This is a genomic window from Gordonia lacunae (assembly GCF_002149015.1).
GTDB classification, from domain to species: Bacteria; Actinomycetota; Actinomycetes; order Mycobacteriales; family Mycobacteriaceae; genus Gordonia; species Gordonia lacunae.
Genome location: NZ_NGFO01000013.1, coordinates 35,444 through 49,807, shown reverse-complemented (window position 1 = coordinate 49,807; position 14,364 = coordinate 35,444). Strand labels below are relative to the sequence as shown.

General features: G+C 68.7%; 12 protein-coding genes. 9 read left to right on the top strand and 3 right to left on the bottom strand.

Features of this window, described 5'->3' with window-relative positions; all coding sequences use genetic code 11:
• Positions 1-216: 216 nt before the first annotated feature.
• Positions 217-2,310 (bottom strand): acyl-CoA dehydrogenase family protein, encoded by a 2,094-nt coding sequence (locus CA982_RS12755; protein ID WP_086535691.1) that lies wholly within the window; start codon positions 2,308-2,310, stop codon positions 217-219.
• A gap of 158 nt (positions 2,311-2,468) precedes the next feature.
• On the opposite strand from CA982_RS12755, the gene CA982_RS12750 reads away from it, so the two are divergent.
• From CA982_RS12750 to CA982_RS12740, 3 genes are all read left to right on the top strand, one after another.
• Positions 2,469-3,164, top strand: coding sequence for a TetR family transcriptional regulator (locus CA982_RS12750; protein ID WP_086535690.1), 696 nt, complete (start codon positions 2,469-2,471; stop codon positions 3,162-3,164).
• A 170-nt stretch (positions 3,165-3,334) separates the two neighbouring features.
• On the top strand, positions 3,335-4,498 hold the full coding sequence (locus CA982_RS12745) for an acyl-CoA dehydrogenase (RefSeq protein WP_086535689.1): 1,164 nt from the start codon (positions 3,335-3,337) through the stop codon (positions 4,496-4,498).
• Between the two features lie 211 nt (positions 4,499-4,709).
• Positions 4,710-5,591: an endonuclease domain-containing protein gene (locus CA982_RS12740; RefSeq protein WP_144066024.1), complete on the top strand. Its 882-nt coding sequence runs from the start codon at positions 4,710-4,712 to the stop codon at positions 5,589-5,591.
• Between the two features lie 170 nt (positions 5,592-5,761).
• Here the strand turns inward: CA982_RS12740 and CA982_RS12735 are convergent, their stop codons facing one another.
• Positions 5,762-6,364, bottom strand: a complete 603-nt coding sequence (locus tag CA982_RS12735; RefSeq protein ID WP_086535688.1) for a YdcF family protein — start codon at positions 6,362-6,364, stop codon at positions 5,762-5,764.
• A gap of 82 nt (positions 6,365-6,446) precedes the next feature.
• Positions 6,447-7,916 carry an NAD-dependent succinate-semialdehyde dehydrogenase gene (locus tag CA982_RS12730; RefSeq protein WP_086535687.1) on the bottom strand — a complete coding sequence of 490 codons (1,470 nt, stop codon included), beginning with the start codon at positions 7,914-7,916 and terminating at the stop codon, positions 6,447-6,449.
• Between the two features lie 135 nt (positions 7,917-8,051).
• On the opposite strand from CA982_RS12730, the gene CA982_RS12725 reads away from it, so the two are divergent.
• From CA982_RS12725 to resB, 6 genes are all read left to right on the top strand, one after another.
• A complete protein-coding gene (locus CA982_RS12725; protein ID WP_086535686.1) occupies positions 8,052-9,035 on the top strand; it encodes an SGNH/GDSL hydrolase family protein in 984 nt (327 codons plus the stop codon).
• 84 nt (positions 9,036-9,119) lie between these two features.
• Positions 9,120-10,469, top strand: a complete 1,350-nt coding sequence (gene hemL / locus CA982_RS12720) for a glutamate-1-semialdehyde 2,1-aminomutase (protein ID WP_086535685.1) — start codon at positions 9,120-9,122, stop codon at positions 10,467-10,469.
• Positions 10,469-11,095, top strand: coding sequence for a histidine phosphatase family protein (locus CA982_RS12715; protein WP_086535684.1), 627 nt, complete (start codon positions 10,469-10,471; stop codon positions 11,093-11,095). Before hemL ends, CA982_RS12715 begins: the two co-directional genes overlap by 1 nt.
• A gap of 68 nt (positions 11,096-11,163) precedes the next feature.
• Positions 11,164-11,757: a TlpA family protein disulfide reductase gene (locus CA982_RS12710; protein ID WP_086535683.1), complete on the top strand. Its 594-nt coding sequence runs from the start codon at positions 11,164-11,166 to the stop codon at positions 11,755-11,757.
• Positions 11,757-12,599 (top strand): cytochrome c biogenesis CcdA family protein, encoded by an 843-nt coding sequence (locus CA982_RS12705; RefSeq protein WP_086535770.1) that lies wholly within the window; start codon positions 11,757-11,759, stop codon positions 12,597-12,599. The genes CA982_RS12710 and CA982_RS12705 overlap by 1 nt, the downstream gene beginning before the upstream one ends.
• 11 nt (positions 12,600-12,610) lie before the next feature.
• The gene (resB, locus tag CA982_RS12700) at positions 12,611-14,353 is read left to right on the top strand and encodes a cytochrome c biogenesis protein ResB (protein ID WP_086535682.1); all 1,743 of its coding nucleotides are present in this window, start codon (positions 12,611-12,613) and stop codon (positions 14,351-14,353) included.
• The last annotated feature ends 11 nt before the right edge of the window (positions 14,354-14,364 follow it).

Genomic DNA, 14,364 nt, shown 5'->3' with positions numbered 1-14,364 from the left:
GTGGGCACGCTGTGCAAGCGCGGATGGGACAAGTCACGGCACAGGCCAGAGCGGACGCGAGGCCCGGGCGATCTCGTCGGTGCGTCGCAGCGTGGTCTCCACAGCGGCGTCGGCGGCAGTATGCCCGCTTTGCCGATGACCAAACACCGGCCCGGAAAACGCACTGCGGCCACCGTCTCCTCGACGGTGGCCGCGGTGGGGCTGTGAGGCGGGCGTTCAGCCGTTCTGCAACATGGGTGCGCGCAACAGCTCCTCGGGGACGCCGAATGCGTCGACGAGCGACCGCGCGTGCGGGCGCAGCTCCTGGCACAGCTCGTTGACCCCGCGGCGGATGGCCTTGGCGCGCTCCACCGAGATGTGCCGGTGCATCAGGAACCAGGACAGGTCGTCCTCCAGTGCCGAGTAGACGAACAGGTCGCACACCTTGCCCAGAAGCTCTGCCGCCGAACGGGAATCGCAGTTCTCGATGGCTTCGACGAAGGCTTCGAGCACCACGCGTTCGATGTGGGCGTGACCCACCTTCAACAGGTGGTCCTGCGCGTTGTTGAACACCTCGAAGGCGTCGTTGTCGTCGTCGAGGGCGCGGCGCAGACGTTGCGCACACGTGCGGACGAGGTGGTCCTCGCGATTGCGGAACAGTCGGATCTGCGTGCTGCGGTCGGTGAGCGCGGACTTCTCGGTGTCCTCGTCGGAGCCGTCGAGCAGGGTCTGCACGACCTGCCGGACCGCGGTCTTCTCGGCCACGACGTCGCGGGCCATACCGGCGATGAACCGCACCCAGCCGCCGGCCGAGAGTCCTTGCACGTCCTCGGAGTACGCCGACAGCAGCTCCTTGGCGATCAGCTGCGTCATGATCGTGTTGTCGCCCTCGAAGGTGGTGAAGACGTCGATGTCGCCGCGCATGATCGACAGCTGGTTCTCGTCGAGATAGCCTGCGCCGCCGCAGGCTTCGCGGCTGACGTTGATGGCATGGGAGGCGTGCCAGGTGGCGTAGGCCTTCAGGCCGGCTGCCTGGCCCTCGAGCTGGCGCTGACGACCGGCGTCGGAATCATCGGGTGCGACCGACTGGACCTCGTGCAGCTCGTCGACGATCTCGTTCTGCGCGAACCCGATCGCGTACGACTTGGCGATGAGCGGCAACAGCTTTCGCTGGTGACCGAGGTAGTCCATCACGGTGATCTCGTCGGTGCCCTCGGGTGCCTCGAACTGCTTGCGGATCAGTCCGTAGCGGGTCGAGAGTGCCAGGGCCTTGCGGCCGGCCGCACCCGCCGTCGCGGCCACGCTCACGCGACCGCGGATGAGCGTGCCGAGCATCGTGAAGAAGCGGCGGTTGGTGTTCTCGATCGGGGAGCTGTAACTGCCGTCGTCGGCGACGTCGGCGTATCGGTTCAGCAGGTTCTCGGCGGGGACGCGGACGTTGTCGAACATGATCCGGCCGTTGTCGACGCCGGCGAGTCCGCCCTTGTATCCGCAGTCGCTGGTGGTGACGCCGGGCAGGTCGTTGCCGTCCTCGTCGCGGATCGGTACCACGAAACAGTGCACGCCACGGCCTTCGGCCTCCTCGTCGGGCCCGCCGGTGACGAGCTGGGCGAACACCGCGGCGTAGCGGGCGTGGGCGGCGGCGCCACCGATGTAGTCCTTGCGCGACGACGGGGTCGGGGAGTTGATGACGAATTCGCGGGCATCGGGGTCGTAGGTCGCGGTGGTCTCGATGGCCTGGACGTTCGAGCCGTGTCCGGTCTCGGTCATCGCGAAGCACCCGAGGACGCTCAGGTCGATGATCCCGGGCACATACTTCTCGTGATGCCGTGCGGTGCCGAGGTTCTCGACGGCGCCACCGAACAGGCCCCACTGCACACCGGCCTTGACCATGAGCGACAGGTCCGCGTAGCCGAGCATCTCGATGGCGGTGATCGAGGCGCCGATGTCCCCGCTGCCACCGTGGTCTTCGGCGAAACCGGCGGCGGCGAAGCCCTGGGAGGCGAGCTCGCGCATCACCTCGAGGGTGTGGGCGCGCGCCTCGTCGAGTGTTCGGGACGGGTCCGGCAGGAGGTCGGCGCGATTCGAGTTCTCCCGCACCGTCTCCCTCGTCGTGCGCCAGCGACCGTCCAGGACGAACCGCAGATTGTCGACGAGCAGGGCTCGCTCGTCCGCGGACAGCTCGTCGTCGGCGGACACCGGTGCCGGCGTCACCGGGTCGTCGACGGTCGGCTCGGTGGCGATGGGCGTCGGACTCGTCGTCGACGGGGTCTTCTCCGTCGAGCTCTTCTCAGCCGGAGTCTTCTCGGAGGGAGCGGTGGGGGTTGCCATGGCTCCACCGTACGTAGTGACCACGCGTCGGACCCAGCTTTTGTGGCGGCCGCTACTGACGAGTAATGCGTGCCGATCCGCTACACAGGTCGGCGCCGAACTCCTTCTTCGGGAACGGCCCGAGGGCCTCGTCGCCTCGATGTGGTGATACTTGACCCATGTCAGTCGCGGACACCGATCCGGTCGTCTTTCGCACGCGTGTCGTCGCCGAGTCGATCCGATTGTTCAGCGAGCACGGCTACGAGTCGACGACCGTCGACCAGCTCGCGGCGGCCGCCGGTATGTCCCGCCGCACGTTCTTCCGGCAGTTCGGGTCCAAGGAGGACGTGATCTTCGCCGATCACGAGTCGTTGCTCGCGCAGGTCGACGACCGGCTCGCCACCGACCACGGTGACCCGTGGCTGGCCGTCTGTGCCGCCGCGGAACTGGTCTTCGCCCACTTCGTGCGGGATCGGGAGCTCGCGGTGCGGCGGGCGCAGGTGGTGCAGGAGGTGCCGGCGCTGCGAGACCGGGAACTGGTGACGACCTATCGCTACCAGGGCGCGTTCGAGGAGTTCCTGCGTGCGCGATTGCCCGACGAGTCGCCGGTTCACGTCGTCGCCTACGTGGCGGCGGTCACCGGCACCCACAACTTCCTGCTCCGACAGATGATCCGCGGCGACGCCGAGGCCACGCCCGAACGGCTGCGTGTGGAACTGGAGCGGGTGGCCTTGGCACTCGGTGCCGCACGCCTCGGGGAGGTGTCGACGCCGGTGGCGGACTCGGGCAGACAGGTCACCGTCGTCACCTACCCGGCGGGCACCGCGCCGGCCGAAGTTGCACGTCGCGTGGCCGAAGAGCTGGGGGAGGGCTGACTCCGGCGCGCGGCCGCGGGACAATCGCCGCGGATTCGAGGACAATCGGCCGGGTAAGGGTTCGTGCGGATTGACATGGCACTCAGTGCCGTGCTGCACTGGTCGTCAACATCTGCCGGTACACGCGTGCCGGGAACGAACAGGCACCGCAGGTGCCGTGAGGAGTTGTCATGGGTTACGGAAATCCCGACTTCAACGTCTTCGAGCTCCCGGAAGAGCACATCGCGCTGCGCGAGGCGATCCGTGCGCTCTCCGAGAAGGAGATCGAGCCCCACGCCGCCGACGTCGACGAGAACTCCCGGTTCCCCCAGGAAGCGCTCGACGCCCTCGTCGCCTCGGGATTCAACGCCATCCATGTGCCCGAGGAGTTCGGCGGCCAGGGCGGCGACTCCATCGCGGCGTGCATCGTCATCGAAGAGGTCGCCCGCGTCGACGCGTCGTCGTCGCTCATCCCCGCCGTCAACAAGCTCGGCACCATGGGCCTGATCCTCAACGGCTCCGACGAGCTCAAGCAGCAGGTGCTGCCCGGGATCGCCTCCGGCGAGGCGATGGCGTCGTACGCACTCAGCGAGCGCGAGGCCGGCTCCGACGCCGCGGGGATGAAGACCCGCGCCCGCAAGGACGGCAACAACTGGGTGCTCAACGGCTCCAAGTGCTGGATCACCAACGGCGGCAAGTCGACCTGGTACACCGTCATGGCCGTGACCGACCCGGAGAAGAAGGCCAACGGCATCTCCGCGTTCATGGTGCACAAGGACGACCCCGGCTTCACCGTCGGACCGCTCGAGAAGAAGCTCGGCATCAAGGGTTCGCCGACCGCGGAACTCTACTTCGAGGACTGCACGATCCCGCTCGACCGCATCATCGGCGACGAGGGCACCGGCTTCAAGACCGCGCTGCAGACCCTCGATCACACCCGCCCGACCATCGGCGCGCAGGCCGTCGGCATCGCCCAGGGCGCGCTCGACCAGGCGATCGCCTATGTCAAGGACCGCAAGCAGTTCGGCAAGCCGATCAGCTCGTTCCAGGGTGTCGAGTTCATGATCGCCGACATGGCGATGAAGGTCGAGGCCGCTCGCCTCATGGTCTACACCTCGGCCGCCCGCGCCGAACGCGGCGAGAAGAACCTCGGCTTCATCTCCTCGGCGTCGAAGTGCTTCGCCTCCGACGTCGCGATGGAGGTCACCACCGACGCCGTACAGCTCTTCGGCGGTGCCGGATACACCCGCGACTTCCCGGTCGAGCGCATGATGCGCGACGCCAAGATCACCCAGATCTACGAGGGCACCAACCAGATCCAGCGCGTCGTCATGAGCCGCGCGCTCCTGCGCTGAGCGCCCCCACCGCTGGTTGAGCCTGTCGAAACCACGGATTCGCCCCGCCGGCCTTCGCCGGCGGGGCGTTTCGTCGACTGGGCGTCGTTTTCCGTCGACTGGGCGTCGGATTTCGTCGACTGGGCGTCGAATTTCGTCGAGCGTGCGATCGTCGCCGTGCCTCACGTCGGGTAGATGAAACCGATCCGCCTCCTGCTGCGTCCGAGTCTGTATGACGATCTTCGTGACCGGTGCCGTCCCCTTGACCACCCGCAACGACGCAACGCTCGGTGACATGGCGTCGGCGCAGTTCGACGTCGGATTCCGGCATCTGCGAGGTAGCAACTTCGTCGATCGGTCGACGCTGCTCACCGCGCGGCAACGGATTCTGGCAGTCGCCGCGAGTGCGCAAGGCGAACCCGTGGTGGGAGGTATGGCGGCGGCGATACTCCTCGGCTCGGCGTGGTACGACGACGACTTCAGCATCGAACTCGTCCGACGTACGACCGGATCCGGACGCCCCGCCAAGGGGACCATCACCCACCGGTTCGACATCGACCCGGCAGATTGGTGCGTTGTCGATGGTGTGCGGGTGACGACCCCCCTCCGCACCGCTTTCGACATCGGCCGAATGCAACCGGCATGGCGCGCTCTCGGCTATCTCGATGCCTTGGCCAAGGCGACCGACCTCGACACCCGGACCCTGGCCCGGTACGCCGACGCCCAGCGGAGACGCCGCCACGTTCGTCAGATACGGGAGTTGGCACCCCTGGTCGACGCGCGAGCCGAGTCGCCGCCCGAGAGTTGGGTGCGGTTGCTCATGTTCCGGTCGGAACTGCCCACCCCGGATCTCCAGATCGCTGTGCCTAACCCGAGCGAAAAGCCCTTCGCGCGAATCGATCTGGGATACGAAGCGCTGAAGATAGGCGTCGAGTACGACGGCGAGGACTTCCATTCGTCACCGGAGCAGCGCGCTCGAGACGAAGAGCGAGACGCGAGATTACGTGAGCAGGGGTGGATCATGATCCGCGTCGATCGCCATCGCCTCCGTGACGAGCCCTTCGGGATCGTCGTCGAGATCGTCACAGCGATGAAGGCACGAGGTGCGTACTGATCGCTACGTCGACGACTTGCGACGCACCGTCGACGCAATCGAGCGCACAGTCAACGCGGCCGGACGCACAGTCGACGAATTTCGACGCACGGTCGACGGGATCCGATGCACAGTCAACGAATGTCGACGCACGGTCGACGGATGACGACGCACGCTCGGCGCGGCATCGCTCAGGCGTACGCGGACCGGAACTCGATGCGCGCGTTCTGCTTCCGGGCCGCGTCGCGGAAGTTCTTCATCGCGCGCTCCATGTGGAAGCCGTTGGTCACGATGATGGCACCGTTGGCGCCCATGGCCTTGAGCATTCCGACGGTGTAGTGCGCGTTCTGCACGGTCGACGTCGACCGCCCCTCGTTGACCATCTGCCACATGGGGATTCCGCGACGGATGAGTCCGAGGTTCATGAACTGCGCTTCGGTGACCGGTAGCCAATGGGTGTCGCCACCGGAGACGATCATCCGGTTGAACGGGTGTTTCTTGCCCAGGTTGGCGGCGACGTCGAGTCTGCGCTTGAGAACGTCGGGCGTCTGGCCGAGGACACCGAACTTGGCGCCGAGGACGACGATGTAGCGCGTCGGCGGACTCTGCCAGAGGAAGTTGCTGTTCGGGGTCCCGAGTTCGGAGCTGCCGAGGTCGACGCTGCCGAAATCGGTACTGATCGCGGCATTCTGGACATTCGCGACCGGTTCCGACGGTGCGGCGGCGACCGCCACCGAGGCGGCCGTGGCGATCGCGGCCGCGGCAGCCGCGGTCGTGAGGGTTCTACGACGCATGGTGACCGAGTGTAGGGATCAGTACGGCCGTGCAGGTATCAGATCGATAACACCTGCATCACTAGTCACTTACGTAACACATTCAGGTGAGGGCGACGTACTTCACCGAGAGGTACTCGTCGATGCCCTCGCTGCCGCCCTCGCGCCCGATCCCGGACTGCTTGATCCCACCGAACGGTGCAGCGGCATCGGAGATCACGCCTCGGTTGACCCCGACCATGCCCGAGTCCAGGCGCTCCGCAACTCGCATGCACCGCTCGAGGTCGCGGCTGTAGAAGTACGACGCCAGGCCGTACTCGGTCGAGTTCGCGGCCTCGATCCCGGCCGACTCGTCGTCGAAGGTGCTGATCACCGCGACCGGCCCGAAGATCTCCTCGCGGGTCACCGGTGCATACGGGTCGACGTTGTCGAGAACCGTTGCCGGATAGAAGAAGCCGCGACCCTCCGGACGTTCACCGCCGAGTCGTACGCGGGCGCCGTCGGCGACGGCCTGCTCGACCGCCTCGGCGACCTTGTCCCGCTGATCCGCGTTCACCAGCGGTCCCAGGGTCACCCCGTCGGAGTACCCCGGGCCCATGTGGACGTCCGCCATCTTCGCGACGAGCTTCTCGGTGAACTCCTCGGCGACGCCCGACTGCACCAGGAAGCGATTGGCCGCGGTGCAGGCCTCACCGCCGTTGCGCATCTTCGCGGCGAACGCGCCCTCGACGGCAGCATCGATGTCGGCGTCGTCGAAGACGAGGAACGGGGCGTTGCCGCCGAGCTCCATCGACGTGCGCAGGACACGATCGGCGGCCTGGCCGAGCAAGCTGCGGCCCACCGGCGTCGAACCGGTGAAGCTGATCTTGCGGATACGGTCGTCGGTGATGAGCGCCGACGACACGTCGCCGCTCGACGTGGTGGGCAGGACCGACAGCACACCTGGCGGGAGACCGGCTTCGGCGAAGGCCTCGGCGAGCGCGAGCATCGTCAGCGGCGTCTCGCGGGCCGGCTTGACGAGGATGACGTTGCCCGCCGCGAGCGCGGGGCCGATCTTTCGCGTCCCCATCGCGAGCGGAAAGTTCCACGGGGTGATCGCCAGACACGGACCGACGGGCTGATGGGACACCAGGATGCGTCCGTTGCCGGCCGGTGCCGGACTGAATCGGCCGCCGACGCGGACGGCCTCCTCGGCGAACCAGCGCAGGAACTCCAGGCCGTACGTCGTCTCGGCGCGGCTGTCGGGCAGGGCGCGGCCGAGTTCGAGCGTCATCAGCATCGCGATGTCGTCGGCGCGGTCGGTCAGCAGCTCGAAGGTCCGGCGGAGGATCTCGCCGCGCTCGCGCGGTGCGGTGGCCGCCCAGTCGGCGGATGCGGCGACCGCGGAGTCGAGCGCGGCACGGGCGTCGACGACTCCCGCGTCGGCGACCGAGACGAGCGATTCCTCGGTTGCGGCGTCGTAGACCTCGAAGGTCGCGCCGTCGGCGGCCGGGGTGGCCCGGCCGTCGATCCAGAGTCCGGTGGGCACGCCGTCGAGCACGGCCTGCGGGTCGAGAATCTCCCTGTCGCTCATGCGCATTCACATCCTCGTCACTCGGCTGCGGGACACCGCTGGACGCGGAGGTCCCCTCGGCGCACCACGCTACTCGCGTGGGCGGGCGGCAGGTCGGTGGTTGCCGATGGGCTTCCCCGCACGCAGGATGGCGGAATGAACGCACGCAGGTTCGGGGATCGACGTCCGCGGCGGCTCATCCGGTCCGGACTCGTGCTGCTCGCGGCGGGTGTCGTTCTCGCCGGATGCGCACAGTCGACGCAAACGCCTGCACAGTCGACGCAAACGCCTGCACAGTCGACGCAAACACCTACACAGTCGACGCAAACGCCTGCACAGTCGACGCAAACGCCTGCACAGTCGACGGAAAAGGCCGCACGGTCGACGAAGCACGTCAACCTCGGCGACAGCTTCAGTGCCGGGACCGGCGTGAGCCCGCTCGAGGCCGACTCGCCGATCTACTGCCAGCGGTCGTCGAAGAACTACGCGCACGTCGTCGCCGAGGACGAGGACTACGACCTCACCGACGTCAGCTGCGCGGGCGCCGACACCGGCGACTTCCGCGAGGCGCAGCACCAGGGCGTACCGCCGCAGCTCGACGCCCTCGACGACAACACCGACGTGGTGACGCTCATGATCGGCGGCAACGACAAGCAGACCTACGGCCGGGCGATCCGGCTCTGCAGCGAACTCGCCGACGTCGACCGCTCGGGTGCGCCGTGCACCGATCGGTACGGGAGCTCACTGATCGACCCGGTCGCCGCCGACATCTACCCGGCGGTCCGGCAGGCGCTGCGCGACGTGCGGGACCGCGCGCCCGACGCCCGCGTCCTGCTCGTCGGCTATCCGTGGCTGCTGCCGCCGACCGTCGGTTGTTATCCCGAGATGCGGCTCGCCGAGGGCGACGTGCCGATGATCCGGGAACTCCAGACGGCGCTGAACACCTACGGACGCCGGGCGGCGGAGGACGAGGGCGTGGAGTTCGTCGACATGTCCCAGGTGTCCGAAGGCCACGACGCCTGTGCCGGCGACCGGCGCTGGATCGAGCCGATGACCACCTCGGGCCCCGGCGCGGTGCACCCCAACGAGCAGGGGCAGGCGGCGATCGCCGAACAGGTGCGCAAGGCGCTCGCGGGGTAGTCCGCGCCACCGCACGGCGACGTCCCGACCCCTCTGACCAGCGAGGATTTGGGTCACCCGGTGCCGTTTGGAACACTGTAGGCCGTGACCCCTTCCGCTGCTGCCACGCCTGCTCCCGGAACGGCCGCCTCCGCCGCGCTGTTCACCCGCGCGACGCAGGCCATCCCGGGCGGCGTCAACTCCCCCGTGCGCGCGTTCTCCGCGGTCGGCGGGACCCCGCGCTTCATCGCCTCGGCGGCCGGGTGCCGGCTCACCGACGCCGACGGCAACGACTACGTCGATCTGGTCAGCTCCTGGGGCCCGATGATCCTGGGGCACGCGCACCCGGCGGTCGTCGAAGCGGTGCGGGAGGCGGCCACCGGTGGCCTGTCCTTCGGAGCGCCCACCGAGGCCGAGATCGAACTCGCCGAGGAGATCATCGGTCGTGTCGATCCCGTCGAGCGCGTCCGGCTGGTGAACTCCGGCACCGAGGCGACGATGTCGGCGATCCGGCTCGCCCGCGGATACACCGGCCGGTCCAAGATCATCAAGTTCGCCGGCTGTTATCACGGGCACGTCGACGCACTGCTCGCCGCCGCCGGGTCCGGCGTCGCCACGCTCGGCCTCCCGACGAGCCCCGGCGTCACCGGTGCGTCGGCCCACGACACGCTCGTGCTGCCCTACAACGACCTCACCGCCGTCGCCGACGCCTTCGCCGAGTTCGGCGACGACATCGCCGCCGTGATCACCGAGGCGGCGGCCGGGAACATGGGCGCGGTCGCGCCGGTGGAGGGCTTCAACGCCGGACTGCGCGATCTCACCCGACGCCACGGCGCGCTGCTCATCATGGACGAGGTCATGACCGGCTTCCGGGTGAGCCCGAGCGGCTGGTACGGGCTCGAAGGTGTGGCCGGTGACCTCTACACCTTCGGCAAGGTCATGAGCGGGGGACTGCCCGCCGCGGCCTTCGGTGGCCGCGCGGATGTGATGGAGCGGCTGGCGCCGACCGGGCCGGTGTACCAGGCGGGCACGCTGTCCGGTAATCCCGTCGCGGTCGCGGCCGGTCTTGCGACCCTGCGCAACGCCGACGTCGAGGTGTACCGCACGCTCGACGCCAACGCCGACCGGCTCGGCACGCTGCTGCACGAGGCCCTCGCCGCGGCCGGGGTCGCCCACCGCGTGCAGAAGGCGGGCAGCCTGCTGAGTGTGTTCTTCACTACCGACCCGGAGATCCCGATCTTCGACTACGCCGGCGTCTCGGCCACCGAGACCTGGCGGTTTGCGCCCTTCTTCCATGCTCTGCTCGAGCGCGGCGTCTACGCACCACCGAGCGCCTACGAGGCCTGGTTTGTGTCCGCGGCGCTCGACGAGGATGCTTTCTCGCAGATCGCCGATGCGCTGCCCGCGGCAGCGCAGGCGGCCGCGACCGCAGCCACCCCGGGGGACAACGCCTGATGCACACGATCGTCCACATGATGCGCCACGGAGAGGTCGACAACCCCGACGGCATCCTCTACGGCCGTCTGCCCGGTTTCCGCCTCTCCGGCGACGGCCAGGCGCAGGCGCGCAAGGTCGCCGATGCTCTCGCCGACCACGACGTCAAGGCCGTGTTCGCCTCGCCGCTGCAGCGTGCGCAGGAGACGGCCACGCCGATCGCCGCCGCGCACGGCGTCCCGATCCTCACCAACGACGACCTCATCGAAGCCGACAACGTCTTCGAGGGCCTCAAGGTGTCGGTCGGCGACGGCGCACTGAGCAAGCCGCGCCACTGGCCGAAGCTGCGGGACCCGTTCACCCCCTCCTGGGGTGAGCCCTACATCCAGCTCGCGCACCGCATGCTGGCCGCGGCCAACAAGGCCCGCGACGCGGCCCGCGGTCACGAAGCCGTCTGCGTCAGCCACCAGCTGCCCGTGTACACGCTCCGCCGGTTCCTCGAAGGTCAGCGCCTCTGGCACGACCCGCGTCGTCGGCAGTGCTCACTGGCCTCGCTGACCAGCCTCATCTACGACGACGACGCGCTCGTCGACATCATCTACTCCGAACCGGCCGGGGCCTCGGACCCGCTCGCCACCGGTGCGTGAGCCGGCTGTGACAGGAGTCCCGCTCGCTGCGCTCCCGGCGACAGCAAGAGAAGTGAAGGTCTGACGTAGTGCGCAAGTTCCTCCTGCCGGCGATGCTGTCGGCCCTGGTCCTGCTGATCGCCGGCTGCAGCACCGGTGACGACGCGGTCGCGCAGGGGAACACCTTCCAGTTCGTCTCACCGGGCGGGCAGACCGTCATCACCTATGCGCCCGACGAGCGCAAGCCGATCGCCGCTCTCACCGGCGAGGACCTGGTGACCGGGCAACCGCTGTCGCTGTCCGACGGCCGGTTCGCGGACAAGGTCGTCGTCGTCAACGTGTGGGGATCGTGGTGCGGCCCCTGCCGCGGCGAGGCCGACGACCTCGAGCGCGTCTACGAACGCAATCGCGCCGACGGCGTGGAGTTCCTCGGCATCAACCTGCGCGACGACCGCGAGTCGGCGAAGGACTTCGTCATCGACCGCAACGTCGGCTTCCCGTCGATCTACGACTTCCCCGGTATGTCGCTGGCCGCGCTGACCACGCCCACCTCGGTGGTGCCGACGACGATCGTGCTTGATCGCGAGCACCGTCCGGCGGCCGTCTTCCTCAAGGCGATCTCCGACAACGAGCTCGACGAGGTCGTCAAGCGCGTCGCGGCCGAGCCGGCGGGGTCGGTGTGATGAACCCGTCCACAGTGGAACTTTCTGGCCTGGAACCGACCACCCTGGTACTCGCGTCGTCGATCGGCGACACGTTCGCCGACACGGTCTCCAGCGGGCCGCTCCTGCTCGCCTTCGCCGCGTGCCTGCTCGCCGGACTCGTGTCCTTCGCCTCGCCGTGCGTCGTCCCGCTCGTCCCGGGGTACCTGTCGTATCTCGCGGGTCTCGTCGGAGCCGAGGCGCCCGCGGTGAAGGTGGGCGAGAGCGCGAAGAGCGGCCGCTCGCGGGTCGCGCTCGCCGCCGGCCTGTTCGTCCTCGGCTTCACCGTCGTCTTCGTCGCCGCCACCGCCACCGTCCTCGGCGTGACGAGCACCTTCGTACTGAATCGTGAACTGCTGCAGCGCATCGGCGGGGTCGTCACCATCGCCATGGGCCTGGTGTTCATCGGTCTCATCCCGGCGTTGCAGCGCGAGGTCCGCTTCGAGCCGCGGCGGGTCTCCAACATCGTCGGGGCGCCGCTGCTCGGCGCGGTCTTCGCGCTCGGCTGGACGCCGTGCCTGGGGCCGACCCTGGCCGCGGTGATCGCCACCGTCAGCGGGACCGAGGGTTCGACGGCGGCCAAGGGCGTGACCCTCATCGTCGCGTACTGCCTCGGCCTGGGCCTGCCCTTCGTGGTGCTGGCCTTCTCCTCGGCGTGGGCCCTGCGCAGTCTCGGCTGGCTCCGCCGGAACGCCCGCACGATCCAGGTGGTCGGCGGTGTCCTGCTGATCGGGGTCGGCGTCGCCCTGCTGACCGGCTGGTGGGACCAGTTCATCGTCTGGGTCCAGGTCCGCTTCGTCACCGACACCCAACTACCGATCTGAGCGCTGGACCCATGACCGATCTGACCGACCGCCCGCAGGTGGACACCCCCGAGCCGGCCCCGAAACCCCACTGGGCCCGCCGCCGGGTGCTGTGGCCGCTGCGCAACCTGTGGCGATCGCTGACCTCGATGCGGACCGCGCTGATCCTGCTCTTCCTCCTCGCGCTCGCCGCAATCCCCGGTGCCCTGCTCCCGCAGCGCGAGCTCAACGAGCAGAAGACGCTCGAGTACATCGCCGCTCGCGGTCAGCTCGGTGTCTGGATGGACCGGCTGCAGCTGTTCGACGTCTTCTCCAGCGCCTGGTTCACCGCGATCTACGTGCTGCTGTTCATCTCGCTCGTCGGTTGTCTGACGCCGCGGATGGTCGAGCACTTCCACAGTCTGCGCGCGAAACCCGTTGCCGCGCCCCGCAACCTGTCCCGTCTGCCCCGGCACGTCACCCACACCGTCGACGGCGACCCGGAGACGGTCGCGCGCCGGATCGATGGCCGGCTGCGCGGCTGGCGTCGCGAGGTGGTGGTCCGCGAGCCGAGCAAGGCGTACCCGGACGGATGCGTCGAGGTCTCCGCGGAGAAGGGCTACCTGCGCGAGTTCGGCAACCTCGTCTTCCACTTCGCCCTGCTGGCACTGCTGGTGTCGATCGCGCTGGGCAAGATGTACGGCTACGAGGGCACCCGCAGTCTCGTCGCCGACGGCGAGCAGGGGCTGTGCAACACCTCGACCGCCGTCTACGACTCGTTCCGCGCCGGCAACCTGGTCGACGGCACGGACCTCTCACCCTTCTGCTTCCGCGTCGACGACTTCTCGGCGACCTTCCTGCCCAGCGGTCAGCCCGACATGTACGACGCCACCATCCGCTACGCCGCGGGCAGCGACGGCAGCGTGGCCGACCTCGGTGATCCCGCCGGCTGGGCGACCACCTCGGTCCGGGTCAACGAACCGCTGCGCGTCGCGGGCGATCGCGTCTACGTGCTCGGCAACGGGTTCGCGCCGACGTTCACGGTGACCTTCCCCAACGGGGAGAAGCGCACGCAGACGACGCCCTTCGTGCCCGACGAGCTCCAGACGATGCTCTCCTCCGGTGCCGCGCGCTTCGACACCCCGGCCGGCCTGTATCCCGACGCCGACGACCGTCGCAAGAACCAGATCGCCCTCGAGGGCCTGTTCGCGCCGACCGCGTCGTTCCACGGCTCGCTGCTGACCTCGTCGTCGCCGGAACCCGACGACCCCTTCGTCGCGATCCGGATCTTCAAGGGCGACACCGGTCTCGACACCGGCAAACCGCAGAACGTCTACTCGCTCGACCAGGATCTGATCGAACAGGGCCGTCTCCAGCGCCAGGCCCAGGTGAATCTCGGGGTCGGCCAGAGCCACACCCTGGCCGACGGTACGACGGTGACCTTCGACGGTTACGAGCGCTGGGTGTCGGTGCAGGTCTCGCACGACCCGGCCCAGGTCTGGGTGCTGGTGAGCTCGATCGTGATGCTCGGCGGTCTGCTGGTGTCGCTGCTGATCCGTCGCCGGCGCATCTGGGCCCGGCTTGTCCCGGTACCGGCCGCGAGCGCCCGTGTCGACGGCGATGACCAGGCCGCTGATGGCCACGACAACGGGCAACGACGTACTGTAGTAGAGATTGCCGGGCTGGCGCGCACCGATCAGGCCGGCTGGGGTGAGGGCTTCGACGAGCAGGCGGCCGATCTCGTTGCCGGCGACGCCGACGCACCCGCCTCGCGGCGGACGACCCGGCGGCTCTAGCAGCCGGCGAA

Excerpts from the sequence above, each read along its gene's own strand:
- CA982_RS12755 (WP_086535691.1), bottom strand. The coding sequence starts at position 2,310 with ATGGCAACCCCCACCGCTCCCTCCGAGAAGACTCCGGCTGAGAAGAGC.
- CA982_RS12750 (WP_086535690.1), top strand. The coding sequence starts at position 2,469 with ATGTCAGTCGCGGACACCGATCCGGTCGTCTTTCGCACGCGTGTCGTC.
- CA982_RS12745 (WP_086535689.1), top strand. The coding sequence starts at position 3,335 with ATGGGTTACGGAAATCCCGACTTCAACGTCTTCGAGCTCCCGGAAGAG.
- CA982_RS12740 (WP_144066024.1), top strand. The coding sequence starts at position 4,710 with ATGACGATCTTCGTGACCGGTGCCGTCCCCTTGACCACCCGCAACGAC.
- CA982_RS12735 (WP_086535688.1), bottom strand. The coding sequence starts at position 6,364 with ATGCGTCGTAGAACCCTCACGACCGCGGCTGCCGCGGCCGCGATCGCC.
- CA982_RS12730 (WP_086535687.1), bottom strand. The coding sequence starts at position 7,916 with ATGAGCGACAGGGAGATTCTCGACCCGCAGGCCGTGCTCGACGGCGTG.
- CA982_RS12725 (WP_086535686.1), top strand. The coding sequence starts at position 8,052 with ATGAACGCACGCAGGTTCGGGGATCGACGTCCGCGGCGGCTCATCCGG.
- CA982_RS12715 (WP_086535684.1), top strand. The coding sequence starts at position 10,469 with ATGCACACGATCGTCCACATGATGCGCCACGGAGAGGTCGACAACCCC.
- CA982_RS12705 (WP_086535770.1), top strand. The coding sequence starts at position 11,757 with ATGAACCCGTCCACAGTGGAACTTTCTGGCCTGGAACCGACCACCCTG.
- resB (WP_086535682.1), top strand. The coding sequence starts at position 12,611 with ATGACCGATCTGACCGACCGCCCGCAGGTGGACACCCCCGAGCCGGCC.